The 15,609-nt window shown below is 56.1% G+C and carries 14 protein-coding genes; 6 read left to right on the top strand and 8 right to left on the bottom strand.

Annotated features, from left to right (window positions below; genetic code table 11):
- From RRU01S_RS26360 to RRU01S_RS04590, 4 genes are all read right to left on the bottom strand, one after another.
- Window positions 1-196, bottom strand: a 196-nt coding sequence (locus tag RRU01S_RS26360; protein ID WP_045229088.1) for a hypothetical protein, incomplete at its 3' end; no start/stop codon positions are given.
- A gap of 305 nt (window positions 197-501) precedes the next feature.
- Entirely contained in the window at window positions 502-684 is a 183-nt protein-coding gene (locus RRU01S_RS04580; protein ID WP_045229089.1) for a hypothetical protein, read from the bottom strand.
- 331 nt (window positions 685-1,015) lie between these two features.
- The gene (locus RRU01S_RS04585; RefSeq protein ID WP_045229090.1) at window positions 1,016-2,740 is read right to left on the bottom strand and encodes a putative bifunctional diguanylate cyclase/phosphodiesterase; all 1,725 of its coding nucleotides are present in this window, start codon (window positions 2,738-2,740) and stop codon (window positions 1,016-1,018) included.
- 328 nt (window positions 2,741-3,068) lie between these two features.
- Window positions 3,069-4,094, bottom strand: coding sequence for a LacI family DNA-binding transcriptional regulator (locus RRU01S_RS04590; protein ID WP_045229091.1), 1,026 nt, complete (start codon window positions 4,092-4,094; stop codon window positions 3,069-3,071).
- Between the two features lie 270 nt (window positions 4,095-4,364).
- Between RRU01S_RS04590 and RRU01S_RS04595 the strand changes: the two genes are divergently transcribed.
- From RRU01S_RS04595 to RRU01S_RS04615, 5 genes are all read left to right on the top strand, one after another.
- Window positions 4,365-5,411, top strand: coding sequence for an ABC transporter substrate-binding protein (locus RRU01S_RS04595; protein WP_045229092.1), 1,047 nt, complete (start codon window positions 4,365-4,367; stop codon window positions 5,409-5,411).
- Between the two features lie 75 nt (window positions 5,412-5,486).
- Window positions 5,487-6,305, top strand: a complete 819-nt coding sequence (locus RRU01S_RS04600) for an ATP-binding cassette domain-containing protein (protein ID WP_045229093.1) — start codon at window positions 5,487-5,489, stop codon at window positions 6,303-6,305.
- Window positions 6,302-7,564 (top strand): sugar ABC transporter permease, encoded by a 1,263-nt coding sequence (locus tag RRU01S_RS04605; protein WP_045229094.1) that lies wholly within the window; start codon window positions 6,302-6,304, stop codon window positions 7,562-7,564. The genes RRU01S_RS04600 and RRU01S_RS04605 overlap by 4 nt, the downstream gene beginning before the upstream one ends.
- Window positions 7,565-7,585: 21 nt before the next feature.
- Window positions 7,586-8,314, top strand: a complete 729-nt coding sequence (locus tag RRU01S_RS04610; protein WP_045229095.1) for an SDR family oxidoreductase — start codon at window positions 7,586-7,588, stop codon at window positions 8,312-8,314.
- Between the two features lie 51 nt (window positions 8,315-8,365).
- Complete coding sequence (locus RRU01S_RS04615; RefSeq protein WP_045229096.1) at window positions 8,366-9,994, top strand: FGGY-family carbohydrate kinase; 1,629 nt, start codon at window positions 8,366-8,368, stop codon at window positions 9,992-9,994.
- Between the two features lie 85 nt (window positions 9,995-10,079).
- On the opposite strand, the gene RRU01S_RS04620 is transcribed toward RRU01S_RS04615, so the two are convergent.
- The 4 genes from RRU01S_RS04620 to RRU01S_RS04635 are packed head-to-tail and all read right to left on the bottom strand — an operon-like array spanning window position 10,080 to window position 13,974.
- The gene (locus RRU01S_RS04620; protein ID WP_045229097.1) at window positions 10,080-11,006 is read right to left on the bottom strand and encodes an ROK family protein; all 927 of its coding nucleotides are present in this window, start codon (window positions 11,004-11,006) and stop codon (window positions 10,080-10,082) included.
- Window positions 11,003-12,178: an N-acetylglucosamine-6-phosphate deacetylase gene (nagA, locus tag RRU01S_RS04625; protein ID WP_045229098.1), complete on the bottom strand. Its 1,176-nt coding sequence runs from the start codon at window positions 12,176-12,178 to the stop codon at window positions 11,003-11,005. Before nagA ends, RRU01S_RS04620 begins: the two co-directional genes overlap by 4 nt.
- A complete protein-coding gene (locus RRU01S_RS04630; protein WP_045229099.1) occupies window positions 12,175-13,197 on the bottom strand; it encodes an SIS domain-containing protein in 1,023 nt (340 codons plus the stop codon). The genes nagA and RRU01S_RS04630 overlap by 4 nt, the downstream gene beginning before the upstream one ends.
- 24 nt (window positions 13,198-13,221) lie before the next feature.
- A complete protein-coding gene (locus tag RRU01S_RS04635) occupies window positions 13,222-13,974 on the bottom strand; it encodes a GntR family transcriptional regulator (RefSeq protein ID WP_045229591.1) in 753 nt (250 codons plus the stop codon).
- 439 nt (window positions 13,975-14,413) lie between these two features.
- Here RRU01S_RS04635 and RRU01S_RS04640 point away from each other — a divergent pair, with 439 nt between their 5' ends.
- Complete coding sequence (locus tag RRU01S_RS04640; protein ID WP_045229592.1) at window positions 14,414-15,598, top strand: Gfo/Idh/MocA family protein; 1,185 nt, start codon at window positions 14,414-14,416, stop codon at window positions 15,596-15,598.
- The last annotated feature ends 11 nt before the right edge of the window (window positions 15,599-15,609 follow it).

Below are 15,609 nucleotides of genomic sequence, written 5' to 3' on the forward strand. Positions count from 1 at the left end.
CGGCTACGGGTTGCTGTACGGGTCCCGCGATACGCAAGACGGATTTTCCGCTCCTGAATTGGTCCAGCACCTGTTGCCTTGACAGGATGTTTTCGAGATCAGGATCATCTGACAAGCACACCGGCACGATCAATTTCGACATCGTATCGAAATCTATGAACTTCCAGCCGGACTCACCTGAGCCGTCGCCGATCAATCATGCCGGAAAGATTTTTTCCCACGAAGATCAAAATGGTATTGTTCGGTGGCGACGAAGAGTGCTGCAGACGTATCGCCAACCACGATCAGATCACCATGGTTATATTCGCCCCAAAAAAATTCATCTACGACCATGTCGCCGCAAACATACACCTGTTGCCCGCCTAAAATGGCATTCTTTGACCGCAGATTGCCTTTGACGATAATACCGGGTGCGCCGTCCGTATCATTGTTCCCGATCCAGCTGTCGACTGTCAGGTTGCCTTCTACGAAAATGAGAAAAATCCAGGTGTCGTCCGACAGTTAACCCGCTGTGATGTTCGATAGATTATCGAGATCGAGTGCCGAGACATGCGCATCACCCTGAATATATATGACGTTTTCGTCGTCATATTCTCGTTTGAGGTTGTTGCGGCTCTTTGCCCAGCAATCATCCGGAAGCAGATGCTGTATCTGTCCAAATGACACGATTTCAATATTTTGCACTTCTCAACTCATAAATTAAGTTTGAAAAATGCGGTCAAGATAATGCTTGAGGATACGATTGACCAGTAGTCTAAAGATACTACAGAGCTCACCTCGGTGCCGCCGCAGGGCAAATCGGCAATTCTCCCAACGTAACTTCTGACATACAATTACATAAAGGCCAGGAACTTCGATCGGCGACAGCTAGCGCTGAACATTGATACCCCCTCGCTCTGGTCGGTACGCTTAACGATCAGTCCCGACGGGGCCAGGAATGGCAGACAAAGTTTGCCCTCCATGGTGCTGATGGATACTCTGCCTTATTGAGGCGGAACATCAGGCCCGCGGGGTCCTAGCTTGCGACGGGCCAGATTTTTTGCGGGGGCAAGGTGGTCGGTTCCAGAATATCGACAATCTTGCGAAACGGCATGGGTTTTCCATAGAGGTAGCCCTGACCAAAACAGCAGCCAAGTTGGATGAGTGTCCGCTCCTGCTCGAGCGTCTCGATCCCTTCTACGATCGTCTTGAGACCCATTTCATGGCTCAAGCCAATCAACGCGCGCGTAATCGCGATATCACCCGGCTTTTCGTTGATATTTTGCACGAAACTACGGTCAATCTTGAGGGTAGTGATCGGATAGCGCTGCAACGAACTCAAGGAAGCGTACCCCGTTCCAAAGTCATCAAACGCAATTCCAACACCTAGATCACGAGCCAACGTCATGGCGTCAAAGGAGCGATCATCATCTGCGAGTGCGATGGTCTCTGTGACCTCAAGCTCAAATTTGTCTGCTTTCACAGAATGGCGCTGAAGAGCATCTGCAATTTTGTGAATCAAGTTCGGAGCGCGCAGCTGGCCTGGGAATAGGTTGACGCTCACCTTGATGTCATGGCCGTTCGCCCGCAATTCGCCAGCGCGTTCGGCGGCTTTGTCTAGCGTCCACCACCCGATCTCTAGCGCCAACGTACTCTGGTCCAACGCTGGAAGAAATGCCCCTGGCGAAAGCAGGCCCCTTTGTGGATGGTGCCAGCGTAGCAAAGCCTCAAGCCCGACAATTCTCTTGTCCAGAAGGTTTACCTGAGGCTGATAGAATAATTCCAGTTCGCCGCCACGCAGTGCTTGAAGTAATTCATCACGAAGCTCGCGGCGCGCAGCGGTTTCACTGCGCATCGTGGGGTCGTAAAGTCGGATAACGTTTCCGCCTTCCGCCTTGGCTCGATACAATGCGAAATCGGCGCTTGCTAATAGCTCTTCGGTGTCAGTTCCATGAGAAGGAGCAAGCGCGATGCCAATGCTTGTTCCTATCTCGTGGATTTGTCCTCCCAAGTCGAACGGTTTACGCAATGTTTTAAGAACTGCTTGCGCCAGCGCGTGCGCTTCTATCGGGTCGTTGACACCTTGAAGGAGCAAAGCGAATTCATCACCTCCAATGCGAGCAACATGGGTGTTGCGACCAAGCATATTAGGAAGACGGACGCCGATAGCTTCAAGCAGGCAATCGCCGGCTACATGTCCGTGGGTGTCATTGACCTCCTTAAACCCGTCCAGGTCGAGGAGAATGATCGAGGCTGCACTGCCGCTCTCTAGGCATTCCGAAAGAAGGGTAGAAAACCCATGGCGATTTAAAAGCCCTGTCAGCGTGTCCTGACTGGCGAGTCGCAACAACTTAACTTCTCGTTCCCGCCGATCGCTAATGTCTGTGATGATAGCGCCAGCACAAAACCCTCTTTTGCCGCTCCAGACAGAAAGAGTGATCTCAATGGGAAACTCGGTACCGTCTTTCTTCAGAGCGGAAACTTCGACCGGCCGTCCTCCAAGGTGCGGAGCCTGCCCCCCAGCCACTCGCTGCAGTCCGGCCATATGGGCGCCCCGCAGTCGCTCCGGAATTATGATCATGATCGGTTGCCCGATCATCTCGGATTGCTCGTAGCCAAACAACTTGCATGCAGACGGATTGGCGAACTCGATATCGCCTTTACTGTCAATTGACAGCAGGGATAGGTTCGTTGCTTTTGCAAACTGTGCAATAGTAAACGCGACCTGCCGGCTGGTTCTTGCGACTATTGGAGTTGACATTGGTAAGGGTGGCCCCAGAATGTTGCGGCGGGACTAACTTGTGATTGTAAAGCTATGTAATGTTGCCCTACATTAGTGAAGTTTCCTTTAATGTTTTAGATAAACCGACACGACAGGCAAGAACAAAGATGTCTTGTTCCACAGTGTTGTCCCGATTTTCCACCATGGCTTGGATGCATTCTGCAGATTTGCGGCCCTGATCAGCCTGGGTCAACGGCAAGGTTTTGGAATAGCGGATCGCGGGTTTGGTCAGCCGTTTGAATAATTATTTTGTACGCTTTGCGGAATGAGAAGTGGCAGAATAACGGGTGGATCAATAGAAATTTAATTATAGTTCCTCTGCGCCGATAAATATCGGCGGGATTTCCACAAGCAACTCAGTTGCCGTGCCCTCATCTATAATTTTGAATACGGCGTCCAACATGCCTTGAACATCCTGCCGAACCATTTCGATTTCATCTCCCAGCAATGCGGCAAAGGGATCCCAGTCGAAGCAGCCGATAACCGGCGTGCGGTCTTGATAGTATCCGGATCGTTTGATCCAGCGCATCACGCCTTCCAGCGAGATGGTTGAGTTTACGAACATCCCGCTGGGCAGCGGATCACCAGATGCTGCAAGGGCCTGAAGGGAGTTTTCGGCTTTCTCCGGCGCGTAACCGGAGGCAAGGATATGGGTGTCATCGACGGGAATGCCGATGTGGTCATGGGCCGCGCGAAATCCACGGACACGCTCGGCGGTATTGTGGTCAGTGGCGCGACCGCCGATAAAAAGCAGGGGTTGGGCTGAGCCCAGCTTGCGTTTGCTATTGGCGAGAATTCGCCGGGTCAGTTCGTATGCGCCACCAAAGTTGTCGGAAATGATCGATGGTGCCTTGCTGCCTGGAAGGTCGAGATTGAGACTCCGCGCGCCTGCCTGATTGCAGAGATCGCTGATGCGATCCGGGTCAGTCGCTCCGGTCGAGATCAGCCATTCGACCTGATATGACAAAAGTGTTTGGGCTGCTTCGATCTCGAGCGCAGGATCGCGCCGCGTGCAGGTGATGATGGGAAAAAGGCCGCGTTCTCGCGCCATCGTCTCAAACGTTTCCACAATGGATCCAAAATAACGATTATCGTATTTTGGTACGATCATGCCGACAATATGGGATTTCTCTCGGCGCAACAGGCTGGCCTGCATGTTGACTGCATAGCCCTGTTCCTTGGCGATCTGGGTGATCTTCTCGGCCAGATTGCTGCTGATCCGGCGCTTCTTCCAGTTGCCATTGAGTACAGCACTGACTGCGCTGGCCGAGGTCTCCGCAAGTGCGGCCAGATCATAGATCGTCGTCTTTTTTGCCGGCTTGTCGCGATTCATTTTTGTCTCCCCTTTCAAACACAGTCTTGACATCAATACGCCGATGGAGCAATATGCTTCATCGATTGAGCATAGATGCGCAATCGATGTTATTGGTTGACTGTGGAGGGTCGGCCGGGAGGCATCCGAGTTCATTTCCAGATTGTAGCGCCGGGAAACACCCTGGAAGCAGTTGATCGAAGTTCTGCTGTGCGTGGCAGCAACGGACGAGGTTTGGAGAAACCGGAACGCGTCTCTCGGTAAGAATTTTGAATTCAAAAGGAGGAGACTATGAGACTTCGTTCAATGATGGTGATGTCGGTTGCTGCTTGTGCAGTGTTTGCAGGCTCTGCCTACGCACAGGAGGCGGCTACCGTCGCGTTCTTGATGCCGGATCAGGCCTCAACACGCTATGAAAATCACGACTATCCAGGCTTCAAGGCCGAGATGTCGAAACTTTGCGCAAAATGCTCGCTGGTCTACCAGAATGCCAATGGCGATGCGGCACTTCAGCAGCAGCAGTTCAACTCAGTCATCGCTCAGGGCGCCAAGGTGATCGTACTGGACCCGGTCGATTCCGCTGCCGCTGCTGCTCTGGTGGAAATTGCGCAGTCGCAAGAGGTCAAGGTCATTGCCTATGACCGCCCCATTCCAGCCAAGCCGGCAGATTATTACGTTTCCTTCGACAATCAGGGCATCGGCGAGGCAATCGCCAAGTCGCTGGTTGCACATTTGAAGGCGACCGGAGTCCCGACGGGCGCAGGCGTGCTCCAGATAAACGGTTCGCCGACGGATGCCGCGGCGGGACTGATCCGCGACGGTGTTCATCTGGGACTGAAGGACTCGGGCTACAAGACGCTGGCGGAATTCGACACGCCGGAGTGGGCACCGCCCAAGGCACAGGAATGGGCCGCTGGCCAGATCACCCGTTTCGGTGCCGATATCAAGGGCGTTGTTGCGGCGAATGACGGTACGGGCGGCGGTGCGATTGCTGCCTTCAAGGCGGCTGGTGTCAATCCTGTCCCACCGGTGACCGGCAATGACGCGACGATTGCGGCGCTGCAACTCGTTATTTCCGGTGATCAATACAATACGATCTCCAAGCCTTCGGAAATCGTTGCCGCTGCTGCCGCTAAAGTGGCGGTCCAGTTTCTGAAGGGCGAGAAGCCGGAGGCCAAAACCTCTCTATACGACACGCCGTCCGAGCTCTTCATTCCAGCCGTTGTCACAGCTGAAAACATCAAGGCGGAAATCTTCGACAAGAAGATTCAGACCGTTCAGGAGGTTTGCACCGGCGAATATCTCACTGGCTGCAAGAAGCTTGGGATCACGCAGTAACAGTCCTCCAATTTGTCTGGTCGGGTGTCTGTACCCGACTGGACATATCCGCGAACCTGAAAAGAGCGTCATCTCATGGTGCAAGAAGATACAAACGTCCCTGAGAAGGGGAGCACACTTCTCAGATTGAGCAAAATTTCCAAAAAATTCGGTGCGGTGTCGGCACTGACCGATATCGACCTGGAAGTGCGGGCTGGCGAGGTCGTTGCGCTGGTGGGCGATAACGGTGCGGGCAAATCGACATTGGTCAAGGTGCTAGCGGGCGTTCATCAACCGACGTCAGGGACAATTGAATTCTGTGGGCAGAATGTCTCGCTCGATAGTCCGAGCCGCGCGCTGGAACTCGGGATTGCGACAGTCTTCCAGGATCTGGCGCTCTGCGAGAACCTCGATGTCGTTGCCAATCTTTTTCTTGGCCACGAAATGTCGCCCTGGAACCTCGACGAAGTCGCCATGGAGGTCCGCGCCTGGACGCTTCTGAAGGAGCTGGCGGCCCGCATTCCCTCGGTGCGAGAACCTATCGCCTCATTATCCGGCGGGCAGCGCCAGACGGTTGCCATTGCGCGCTCGCTGCTCCTGGACCCCAAAATCATCATGCTGGACGAGCCGACGGCAGCTCTTGGTGTGGCGCAAACCGCCGAGGTGTTGAACCTGATCGAGCGTGTGCGTGATCGCGGCCTGGGCGTCATCATTATCAGTCACAATATGGAAGACGTGCGCGCCGTTGCTGACCGTATCGTCGTCCTGCGGCTGGGACGCAACAACGGTGTCTTCGAGCCGGACGCCTCCAATCAGGAGCTCGTCGCATCCATCACCGGTGCGACCGAAAACTCGGTCTCGCGTCGCAATGAGCGCAAAACCGGACATACGGAAACGACCGGGAGCACCCTATGAGCCAGAATATGTCGAACAATACGTCCAGCAAAGCATCAGCTCTCGATCGCAGCGATGTTCGCGTCGAGCATGATGACGGCATATCGGGAATGGTTCGCGGTTTCTTCAATCGCGTGCGCTCCGGCGATCTCGGCATGTTGCCCGTGGCGGTTGGCCTGATTGTCATCTCTACGGTGTTCAGCATCCTCAATCCGGTTTTTCTGGCTCCGAACAACCTTGTCAATCTGCTGTTCGATTGTGCCACTGTCGGCATCATTTCGCTTGGCATCGTCTGCGTACTTTTGCTTGGAGAGATCGACCTGTCTGTTGGCTCGATGAGCGGACTGTCGTCCGCCATCATCGGCGTATTGTGGGTCAACACTGGCTTGCCAATCACGGTCGCGATTTTCGCGGCACTTGTTTTTGGTGCGCTGGTCGGCGCGCTCTATTCCCTGATGTACAACCGCTTGGGAATGCCAAGTTTCGTCGCAACGCTTGCAGGACTGCTGGCCTTGCTCGGCTTGCAGCTTTACATCCTCGGCCCGACGGGGAGCATCAATCTTCCCTATGCCTCGCCACTGGTGCGTTTCGGTCAGATTCTGGTGATGCCGGATTGGCTGTCGTATTCGCTGGCTCTCATGCCAGGCCTGGTGCTTGTCGTCACGGGCTATCTTGTTCGTCAGCGTCGTCTATCGGTCAATTTGTCTGCACAGCCGCTTAGCAGCTTGGTGATCAAAGCTGTCGCGCTGACGGTGATTTTTGAATTCGCAGTCTACTATCTGAATCTTGGCCGCGGCGTGCCTTACATGTTCGGCCTTTTCGTCGCATTGGCCGTCATTCTCAACTATGCGCTGACCAAGACACAATGGGGTCGATCAATGTTTGCCGTCGGTGGCAACAGGGAGGCGGCCCGTCGCTCCGGCATCAATGTTAGACGGATTTATATGAGCGCTTTCATGTTGTGCTCAACACTTGGCGCTTTGGGCGGTGTGCTGTCAGCTTCGCGCCTTGCTTCGTCCAGCCAGCAGGCCGGTACCGGTGACGTGAACCTGAATGCAATCGCGGCAGCCGTGATCGGCGGTACCAGCCTTTTCGGCGGGCGTGGCAGCGCTTACTCGGCACTGCTGGGCATCATCGTCATCCAGGCCATTTCCAATGGTCTCACCTTGCTCAACCTCAACTCATCGCTGCGCTACATGATAACCGGGGCAGTGCTTGCAATCGCCGTCATTGTCGATTCGCTGGCACGCCGATCCCGCGTCAGTCATGGCCGCGCCTAATACCATATTGGAGGAAATCTGATGGCTGAACTCATGAAGGGTAAAGTTGCCGCTATAACGGGTGCCGCATCGGGCATTGGTCTGGAATGCGCCCGCACTCTGCTGGCCGAAGGCGCAATCGTCGTATTGATCGACCGCGCCAAGGACAAACTGGAGGCGCTGTGTGCCGAACTCGGGGACAGAGCCAAGCCTCTGGTGGTTGACCTACTGAATGGACCGGAAGTCTCTGCCATGCTGCCACGTATTTTGGAAGTTGCTGGCGGGCTCGACATTTTTCACGCCAATGCCGGTGCGTATGTCGGCGGACCGGTGGCTGAGGGCGATCCGGATGCTTGGGACCGTATGCTGAACCTCAACATCAACGCAGCCTTCCGCTCGGTGCATACGGTGCTTCCGCATATGATCGCTCAAAAGTCGGGCGACATCCTGTTCACCAGTTCGATTGCCGGCGTGGTTCCCGTCGTCTGGGAGCCGATTTACACGGCATCAAAGTTCGCAGTCCAGGCCTTCGTGCATTCCACCCGTCGCCAAGTGGCCCCACATGGCGTGCGTGTTGGGGCTGTGCTGCCCGGACCGGTGGTTACCGCATTGATCGATGATTGGCCAAAGGCCAAGCTGGAGGATGCGCTGGCCAATGGCAGCCTGATGCAGCCCAAGGAAGTTGCGGATGCCGTTCTCTTCATGTTGTCGCGACCGCGCAACATTACCATCCGCGATCTCGTCATTCTGCCGAACAGCGTCGATCTTTGATCGACGCCAACCACCATCTTTCGATCACAAGAGTTTTGAGGCCCAAGCACAATGAACGATACAGCGAACACCACCGCGTCGGGCTACCTCATTGGCATCGATGTCGGCACTGGAAGCGCGCGAGCTGGCCTCTTCGATCTTAATGGCCATATGCTTGCAGTGGCCAAGCGAGACATTTCGCTGTTTCGCGAAGCCGGTTTGATCGTAGAACAGTCGAGTGCTGAAATCTGGGATACTGTCTGCGCAGTCGTGCGAGAGGTAGTCAGCTCGAGTGGCGTCGATCCTGCAGCCGTGATCGGGCTTGGTTTCGATGCGACCTGTTCGCTGGTGGTGCTGGGCGAAGGCGGGCAGCCTTTGGCTGTGGGTCCTTCGGAGGACGACAGTCGTAACATCATCGTCTGGATGGATCACCGTGCCGTTGCGCAGGCAGAGCGGATCAATGCTTTCGGGCATGACGTACTTCGCTATGTTGGCGGTCGTATCTCGCCGGAGATGGAGACGCCAAAGCTGCTGTGGTTGAAGGAAAACCGACCGAAAACCTTCGATGCAGCATGGCAGTTCTTCGATCTCGCAGACTTTCTGACATGGAAAGCGACCGGCGATCTTGCCCGTTCGACCTGCACCGTCACGTGCAAGTGGACCTATCTGGCGCATGAGCAGAGATGGGACGCGAGCTATTTCGAAAGGATCGGCCTTCGAACACTGGCTGACGAGAAATTTGCCCGCATTGGCACCACCATTGTCGAGCCGGGAACGCCGCTTGGCCAGGGCTTGTCGAAGGAGGCCGCCACCGCCATGGGATTGTTGCCGGGTACATCGGTTGCCGCTGGCATGATCGACGCCCATGCTGGCGGGATCGGAACCGCAGGTGTTGGTGGCAGCCCGGAAGCCAATCTTGCCTATGTCTTTGGCACCTCCTCTTGCACCATGACCTCGACTAAGGAGCCGGTCTTCGTGCCGGGGGTCTGGGGACCTTATTTTTCTGCGATGGTGCCGGGCATGTGGCTCAATGAGGGCGGCCAGAGCGCTGCAGGCGCGGCAATTGACCAATTGCTCTCATTCCATCCGGCAGCCACGGAGGCGCAGATAAAGGCTTCAAACCACGGAGTGCCGTTGCCGGTGCTGATTGCCGATACGGCTGTCGCAAGTGCGGCCAGCGCTTCGAACGTCGTTCACCTCGCAACAGGGCTGCACGTCGTTCCCGAATTTCTCGGCAACCGCGCGCCCTTTGCCGATCCGCATGCGCGTGCGGTGATTTCCGGCCTCGGCATGGATCGTGACTTCGACAGCCTCGTCGCACTCTACGTCGCCGGTCTTTGTGGTATCGGATATGGACTGCGGCAAATCATCGAGGCCCAGGCAAAAGCAGGCGCGAATGTCGAGCGCGTTGTCATAAGCGGAGGCGCCGGTCAGCACGATCTGGTCCGTCAGGTTCTGGCCGATGCGTGTGGCATACCTGTCGTCTCCACGGTTTCGGAAGAGCCAGTGCTGCTCGGTTCCGCCATCCTCGGCGCGGTCGCCAGTGGCGCTTTCGCGGATGCACATTCGGCGATGACAAGTCTTTGCCGAGTCGACCGCATCTACGATCCGGTCGAGGGACCGATAGCGGAAATTCACGCGAAGCGTTACGCCGCATTTGTCACGTTTCAGGAGGTGGCCAGAGCTTCTCGTGAATTTTGAGTAGTCTGGAGCGGCGAGTTATTTTGGGGGCAAATGCGTGGTAGTCACTCGGTTTGCGTTTATGGGGTACACGCCAACGCCCGCTTCAGAAAATCCGGGCGATTTTTTCGGCGTGTTTGAGGCCCAGCACAGCCGCACCGATGAGGCCTGGTTCTATGCGGCAAACGGCGGGCACGACCAGCGGACGGTTGAAGCGTCTCAGGATACGCGATCTCACGGCTTCATCGATGCATGCCAGTAGCGGTTTTGAATTGGAAAGTCCCCCGCCGACCGGGACGATTGTCGCGCCTGTAACGTTGACCACCATTGCTAAGGGTGAGGCGAGGATATCAACCAGAATGTCGACGGTACGCGCTGCCTTCTCATCGCCTGCCTGCCACGCATCGATGATTTCCTCGCTGGTCATATCGATCTGGTAAAGATGCTGATGCAGTTTTTCGACGCCGCGTGCACTGCCTATGGCATCCACACAGCCATCCAGTCCGCAACCGCACCGGAATCGTGGAAGTGTTACGGGTGGATCGCCAGCCAGGGTTGCGGCGACCGGCGCATGGCCCCATTCGCCCGCAAAGCCGCCTTCGCTGTTGATGAGCTCGCCGTCGATGACCAGCCCGCCACCGACGCCTGAGCCGATAATGACACCGAACACGACTCTATGGCCGCGACCCGCGCCGATTTCCGATTCCGCAATGACGAAGCAATCCGCATCGTTGGAGACGACGAGCGGTATGCCGAGCGCTTCTTGCAGATCGGCTTGCAGTGTGCGTCCGTGGATGCAGGGAATGTTGGCGACGGTCGCCTTTGCGGTTTCGGCATCGATGACGCCGGTGATGGACAGCGAGACGCAATCCGGCCTCTCACCGCTTTGCGCAATGACAGACTTCAGCGCGGCCACGAATTCCTCGAAGCTGTCTCGAGGGGTTGGTATGCGCGGAGCAGGGCGAATATCATCAGGCGCGTATGATATGGCGCCTTTTATCGTCGTTCCGCCGATATCGAAGCAAACAATCATGGTCTTCCATTCTCCGAAGAAGCGGCGTTGAAGACTGCCCGGCCAGCGATCCATGTGGACTCTATGGAAAGATCGTCGTTCAACATCACGAAATCCGCATCATATCCCGCCAGAAGGCGGCCTTTTGTCTCCGCCTTGATGGCCTGCGCGGGGTAGAGCGATGCCATGCGAAGGGCTTCCTCTAATGGCAGGCCGATGCGTTCGTGAGCGAAGCGAATGCAGGAGAGCATATCGATATCCGCACCCGCCAGCGTTCCGTCTGCCAACGTCAACCGTCCATCCTTGCGATAAACGTGTCGTCCGTTCAGCTCAAGGCCGGTATCGTCCGTGCCGATGGTGGACATGGCATCCGTCACGAGAAAGATGCGGCCCGGTCCTGTCTTGGCTTTCAGCGCGAGTGCCATGGACACAGGGTCCACATGGAAGCCATCGGCAATCAGGCCGCAATGAAACGCGTCTTCATGAAGACCGGCACCAACAAGACCCGGCTCGCGGTTGCCAAGCTGGCTCATTGCATTGAACAGATGCGTGACCATCGACGCGCCTGCACCAGCATAGTGTGCTGCCGTTGCGTAGGTTGCATCGGTATGGCCGAGACTGACAATGATCCCTGCTTCAGCGAGCGACGTGACCTGTGCGGTGCTGACGCTCTCTGGCGCTATCGTCGTTACGATGTGGGAAAGGGACTGCTTGCAGGTGAGAAGTCTTTGGCGGTCGCTTTCGTCCATGAGCCGGATGAGGGCCGGGTCGTGTGTACCTTTGCGGCCTACGGATAGATGCGGGCCTTCGAAATGCAGCCCGAGAAACCCCGGAACGCGTGTCCCTTGCGCGGCAATGCCTGCTTCAATGGCTTTTTCGGTGATATCAGGCTTGTCGGTAATCAGCGTGACCATAAGGGCTGTCGTGCCGAATGCGGCGTGGGCAGCGCAAATGCGTGTGATGCCATCCACATCCGGCTGGTTGTTGAACATCACACCACCACCGCCATTGACCTGAAGATCGACAAAACCGGGCACGACGAGCATGCCGGTTGCGTCGACCATCTCGACGTCGTCGGGAATGGATGCTGCAATCGCAGCGACTTTGCCGTCTTCGACAATCAGCGATTTCCCGTCGTGCCATATTTCGCCATCGAAGATGCGCGCGCCGGTGATGATCTTGGCAGCAGTCATCGTGTCTGCGTCACCTTGTTGAGTGCGACGGGAGCATCCGGATTGAAACCACGCGCCCGCGACAGCGCTTCTATGAAGCCGTAGAAGGGGGCGATCAGCAGAAGCGCGTCCGTTAGTGGATGGTTGGTTTCCACGAAGGGCAGGGCTTTTGCGGATGTCGCTTTGGCAGAGCTCATGAAAACATTCGCACCCTTTTCGGCAAGGCCATTGGCCGTTTCGGAAACGGATGCTTCGGCACGGTCTCGTGCCGCAAAAGCGATGATCGGAAACTTCGGTGCGACGAGTGACACAGGCCCGTGCATGACTTCCGCCGACGAATAGGCTTCTGCGTGCAACTCGCAGGTTTCCTTGCATTTCAACGCCGCTTCGGAGGCAATGGCGAGCGCCGGACCACGGCCCAGCATATAGAGCGAATCCTCGCCTTTGATGGCCTGTGCGATTTCGCTCCAGTCGAGGGCGATGGCCTTTGCGAAATTTGCGGGCAGTGCGGCGATGGCTTTGGTCAGCAACCTGTCATCGGTCGCTGCGGCCAGAATGGACAGGCCCGCGACGATGGAATTGACGAAGGACTTGGTGGCGGCGACGGCCTTTTCCGGCCCCGCCTGAATATCGATGGCCTGCGTTGCCGCGTCCGACAGCGGAGAGGACAGCGTGTTGACCAGAGCGAATGTGAGTGCGCCGCCACGTTTTGCATTGTTTGCAAGTGAAACGATATCCGGGCTTTTTCCCGATTGTGAAATAGCAAGGGCTGCTGCGCGGTCCAGCTTCAACGGCGCATCATAGATGGAGGCAAGCGAGGGGCCGAGGGAGGCGACGGGAATGCCGGTCTGTAGCTCGATGGCATATTTCAGGAAATAGGCGGCATGGTCGGAAGAGCCGCGGGCAATGGTGACGATAACGGCGGGATTGCGCTCTTTCAGAGTGTTTCCGGCGGCTCCCAGCGTTGCCGAAGAGGTTTCCAGAAGCCGCGCGATGGCATCTGGAATTTCATCGATTTCCTGGCGCATCAAAGTCGTCATGTCGCGTTTTTCCTGCTTGGATTGTTAGTCTGAGCCCATGGTCAGTTCGGCAACGAGGTCATAGGCATCGCTGCGGTAAAGCGCTTTTGACACTTCCATGATGCGCCCGCTTTCCAGATAGGCCATGCGCTGTACGGACAATGCGGCGGAGCCGGGCGGCACGCCCAGCAGTACCGTTTCATCATCCGTCAGATTGCGCGCGGAAATGCGCTGTATGGCGCGAATGGGCCGAATGCCGCTTTTTTCCAGCACCATGTAGAGCGAGTTTTCGACGGATTGCGGGTCTTTGAGAATGTCGTCCGGCAGGCTGGTGACTTCGAGCGCGATGGGCTGCTCGTTGGCCAGTCGCAGTCTGGTCAATCGTGCAACCTGTGCCGAGGATGAGAGGCCGAGTGACATGGTTTCGTCGGCGGTCGGGTAATAGAGGCCGCGGTCCAGCCAGCGCGTGCTGGCCGTCATGCCTCTGCGGCGCATGTCCTCCGTAAAGGAGGTCAGGCGCGTCAAAGGCTGCTGCATGCGGGTGATGGGTTTGACGACGAAGGTGCCGGAGCCATGGCGGCGCACCAGAAGTCCATCCCGCGCCAGATCATCTATTGCCTTGCGAACGGTAACACGGCTGACAGCGGCATCTTCTGCCATGTCGCGTTCAGGTGGGAGAGCGTCGCCGTGCTTCAGGCGACCGGACTGGATGGCGTCTTCTATGGCTTGCCGCAACTTGAGGTAAAGCGGTCCGCGAGCAGCGGCCTGCAACCGGTCAAGCTCCAGAACATCGCTCATCCTCACCTCTCTCAGCGTTTGACGCTTCGCTTTCATGTCTGTCGCTATAGCACAGCACCCGAAATGAACAATACCAAATCAAACCACATAATTATGGTTGTGCAAGAAAATATCTTCCAAGCTGTCAAATACAGACAATAGGCAGGTAAATTGCCTGATTTTCTAAAAAAATTGCCGATCTAGACAATTGCTGTGGACGGGTGGCATTTTTTTGGTATTGTTTTGGTGTTGGCTCTAAATCGATGCCATTTGCGCATTTCATGCGTTCGACTGCGAGTATTTTGTACGAGGGGGCTTTCTTAAGTCGATAAAGTTTGCCAGTTTCTGAAAATAAATTTCAGAATACTGGACGAGAGACGCAAATAATGTAGCCTTCAGAAGAAATGGCGCGTTGTTTGCGAAAAAGAATTACGCGAACAAAACAGGGAACGAAAAGATCATGAAAGTGGGAATCGTAGGACTGGGATTCCGTCTGGGATATCTCGGTTACGTTTTCAGCGAAATCGACAAGGATTTCGAGATCGTTGGTTATGTGGACCCCGCGCCGGCTGGTTTGCCAGGCTTGCAGGAGAAAGGCATTTCCGTCGGCACGGCCTATGAAACGCCGCAGGACCTTTTCGCCAATGAAGAGTTCGATCTTCTGATGATCGGCTCTCCCAACCATATGCATCTCGACCACATCCGGCAGGGCCTCGAGGCCGGTTACACGATCTTCACCGAGAAGCCGATCGTCGTCAGCATCGAAGAGAGCTTCGAACTCGCAAAACTGCTCAATACGCATGGGCATGAGCGGTTGATGGTCGGCCTCGTGCTGCGCTACTCGCCGCTTTACCGCGATCTGCGCCAGGCTCAGGCTGAAGGCAAACTAGGCGAGGTCGTTTCCATCGAGGCGTCCGAGCATATTCCGCCCTATCACGGCGCTTTCTTCATGCGCGACTGGCGGCGTTACGAGCACTATTCCGGCTCCTTCATGCTGGAAAAATGCTGCCATGATCTGGACTTGTACAATGGTGTGGTCGGTGCACGTCCGCGCTATGTGTCCAGCTTCGGCGGGCGCAAGAGCTTTACGATCGCCAACGCGCCGCAGAATGACGGTATCAACGACATGGAAGTCTACCATCGCAAGCCAAGCGGCTGGATGGGGTCCGACAAGGTGTTCGATAGCGACGGCGACATCATCGATTACCAGACCGCCATCGTGGAATACGAGAACGGCGCGTCGCTGGCGTTCCACACCAATCTCAATGTGCCGGATGATTTTCGACGCTTTTGCGTGATGGGTGCCAAGGGGATGGCCGAGGGCGATTTCGTGCGTGGTTTCCTGAACGTGCACAATGCCCGCACCAACGAAAAAACCGTGTCGAAGACTTATTCGGCCTCGACACCGCTGTCTCAGCATTACGGTGCCGATGAGCAGATGGCGGCGGATGTCATTGCCCATGTGGTGAGCGGTGTGCCGCTGCCTGTCTCTGCACTGGATGCCATCGAGGCCGGTATTCTTGCGCTGGCGATGGATCAGGCTCGACATGGCCGAAAGGTCGTGGACCTGAAACCCGTGTGGGAAACATATGACGCGGCCCTTTATGGTCATACGTTGTCTGCACAAGACGCGAAAACGGCGTAGAGGAGGCGACG

It is taken from the genome of Agrobacterium rubi TR3 = NBRC 13261 (assembly GCF_000739935.1).
GTDB classification, from domain to species: Bacteria; Pseudomonadota; Alphaproteobacteria; order Rhizobiales; family Rhizobiaceae; genus Agrobacterium; species Agrobacterium rubi.

Bases quoted from the DNA above. Each gene is read 5' to 3' on its own strand.
- RRU01S_RS04590 (WP_045229091.1), bottom strand. From the start codon at position 4,094: ATGAATCGCGACAAGCCGGCAAAAAAGACGACGATCTATGATCTGGCC.
- RRU01S_RS04620 (WP_045229097.1), bottom strand. From the start codon at position 11,006: ATGATTGTTTGCTTCGATATCGGCGGAACGACGATAAAAGGCGCCATA.
- RRU01S_RS04600 (WP_045229093.1), top strand. From the start codon at position 5,487: ATGGTGCAAGAAGATACAAACGTCCCTGAGAAGGGGAGCACACTTCTC.
- nagA (WP_045229098.1), bottom strand. From the start codon at position 12,178: ATGACTGCTGCCAAGATCATCACCGGCGCGCGCATCTTCGATGGCGAA.
- RRU01S_RS04615 (WP_045229096.1), top strand. From the start codon at position 8,366: ATGAACGATACAGCGAACACCACCGCGTCGGGCTACCTCATTGGCATC.
- RRU01S_RS04605 (WP_045229094.1), top strand. From the start codon at position 6,302: ATGAGCCAGAATATGTCGAACAATACGTCCAGCAAAGCATCAGCTCTC.
- RRU01S_RS04585 (WP_045229090.1), bottom strand. From the start codon at position 2,740: ATGTCAACTCCAATAGTCGCAAGAACCAGCCGGCAGGTCGCGTTTACT.
- RRU01S_RS04630 (WP_045229099.1), bottom strand. From the start codon at position 13,197: ATGACGACTTTGATGCGCCAGGAAATCGATGAAATTCCAGATGCCATC.
- RRU01S_RS04635 (WP_045229591.1), bottom strand. From the start codon at position 13,974: ATGAGCGATGTTCTGGAGCTTGACCGGTTGCAGGCCGCTGCTCGCGGA.
- RRU01S_RS04595 (WP_045229092.1), top strand. From the start codon at position 4,365: ATGAGACTTCGTTCAATGATGGTGATGTCGGTTGCTGCTTGTGCAGTG.
- RRU01S_RS04610 (WP_045229095.1), top strand. From the start codon at position 7,586: ATGGCTGAACTCATGAAGGGTAAAGTTGCCGCTATAACGGGTGCCGCA.
- RRU01S_RS04640 (WP_045229592.1), top strand. From the start codon at position 14,414: ATGAAAGTGGGAATCGTAGGACTGGGATTCCGTCTGGGATATCTCGGT.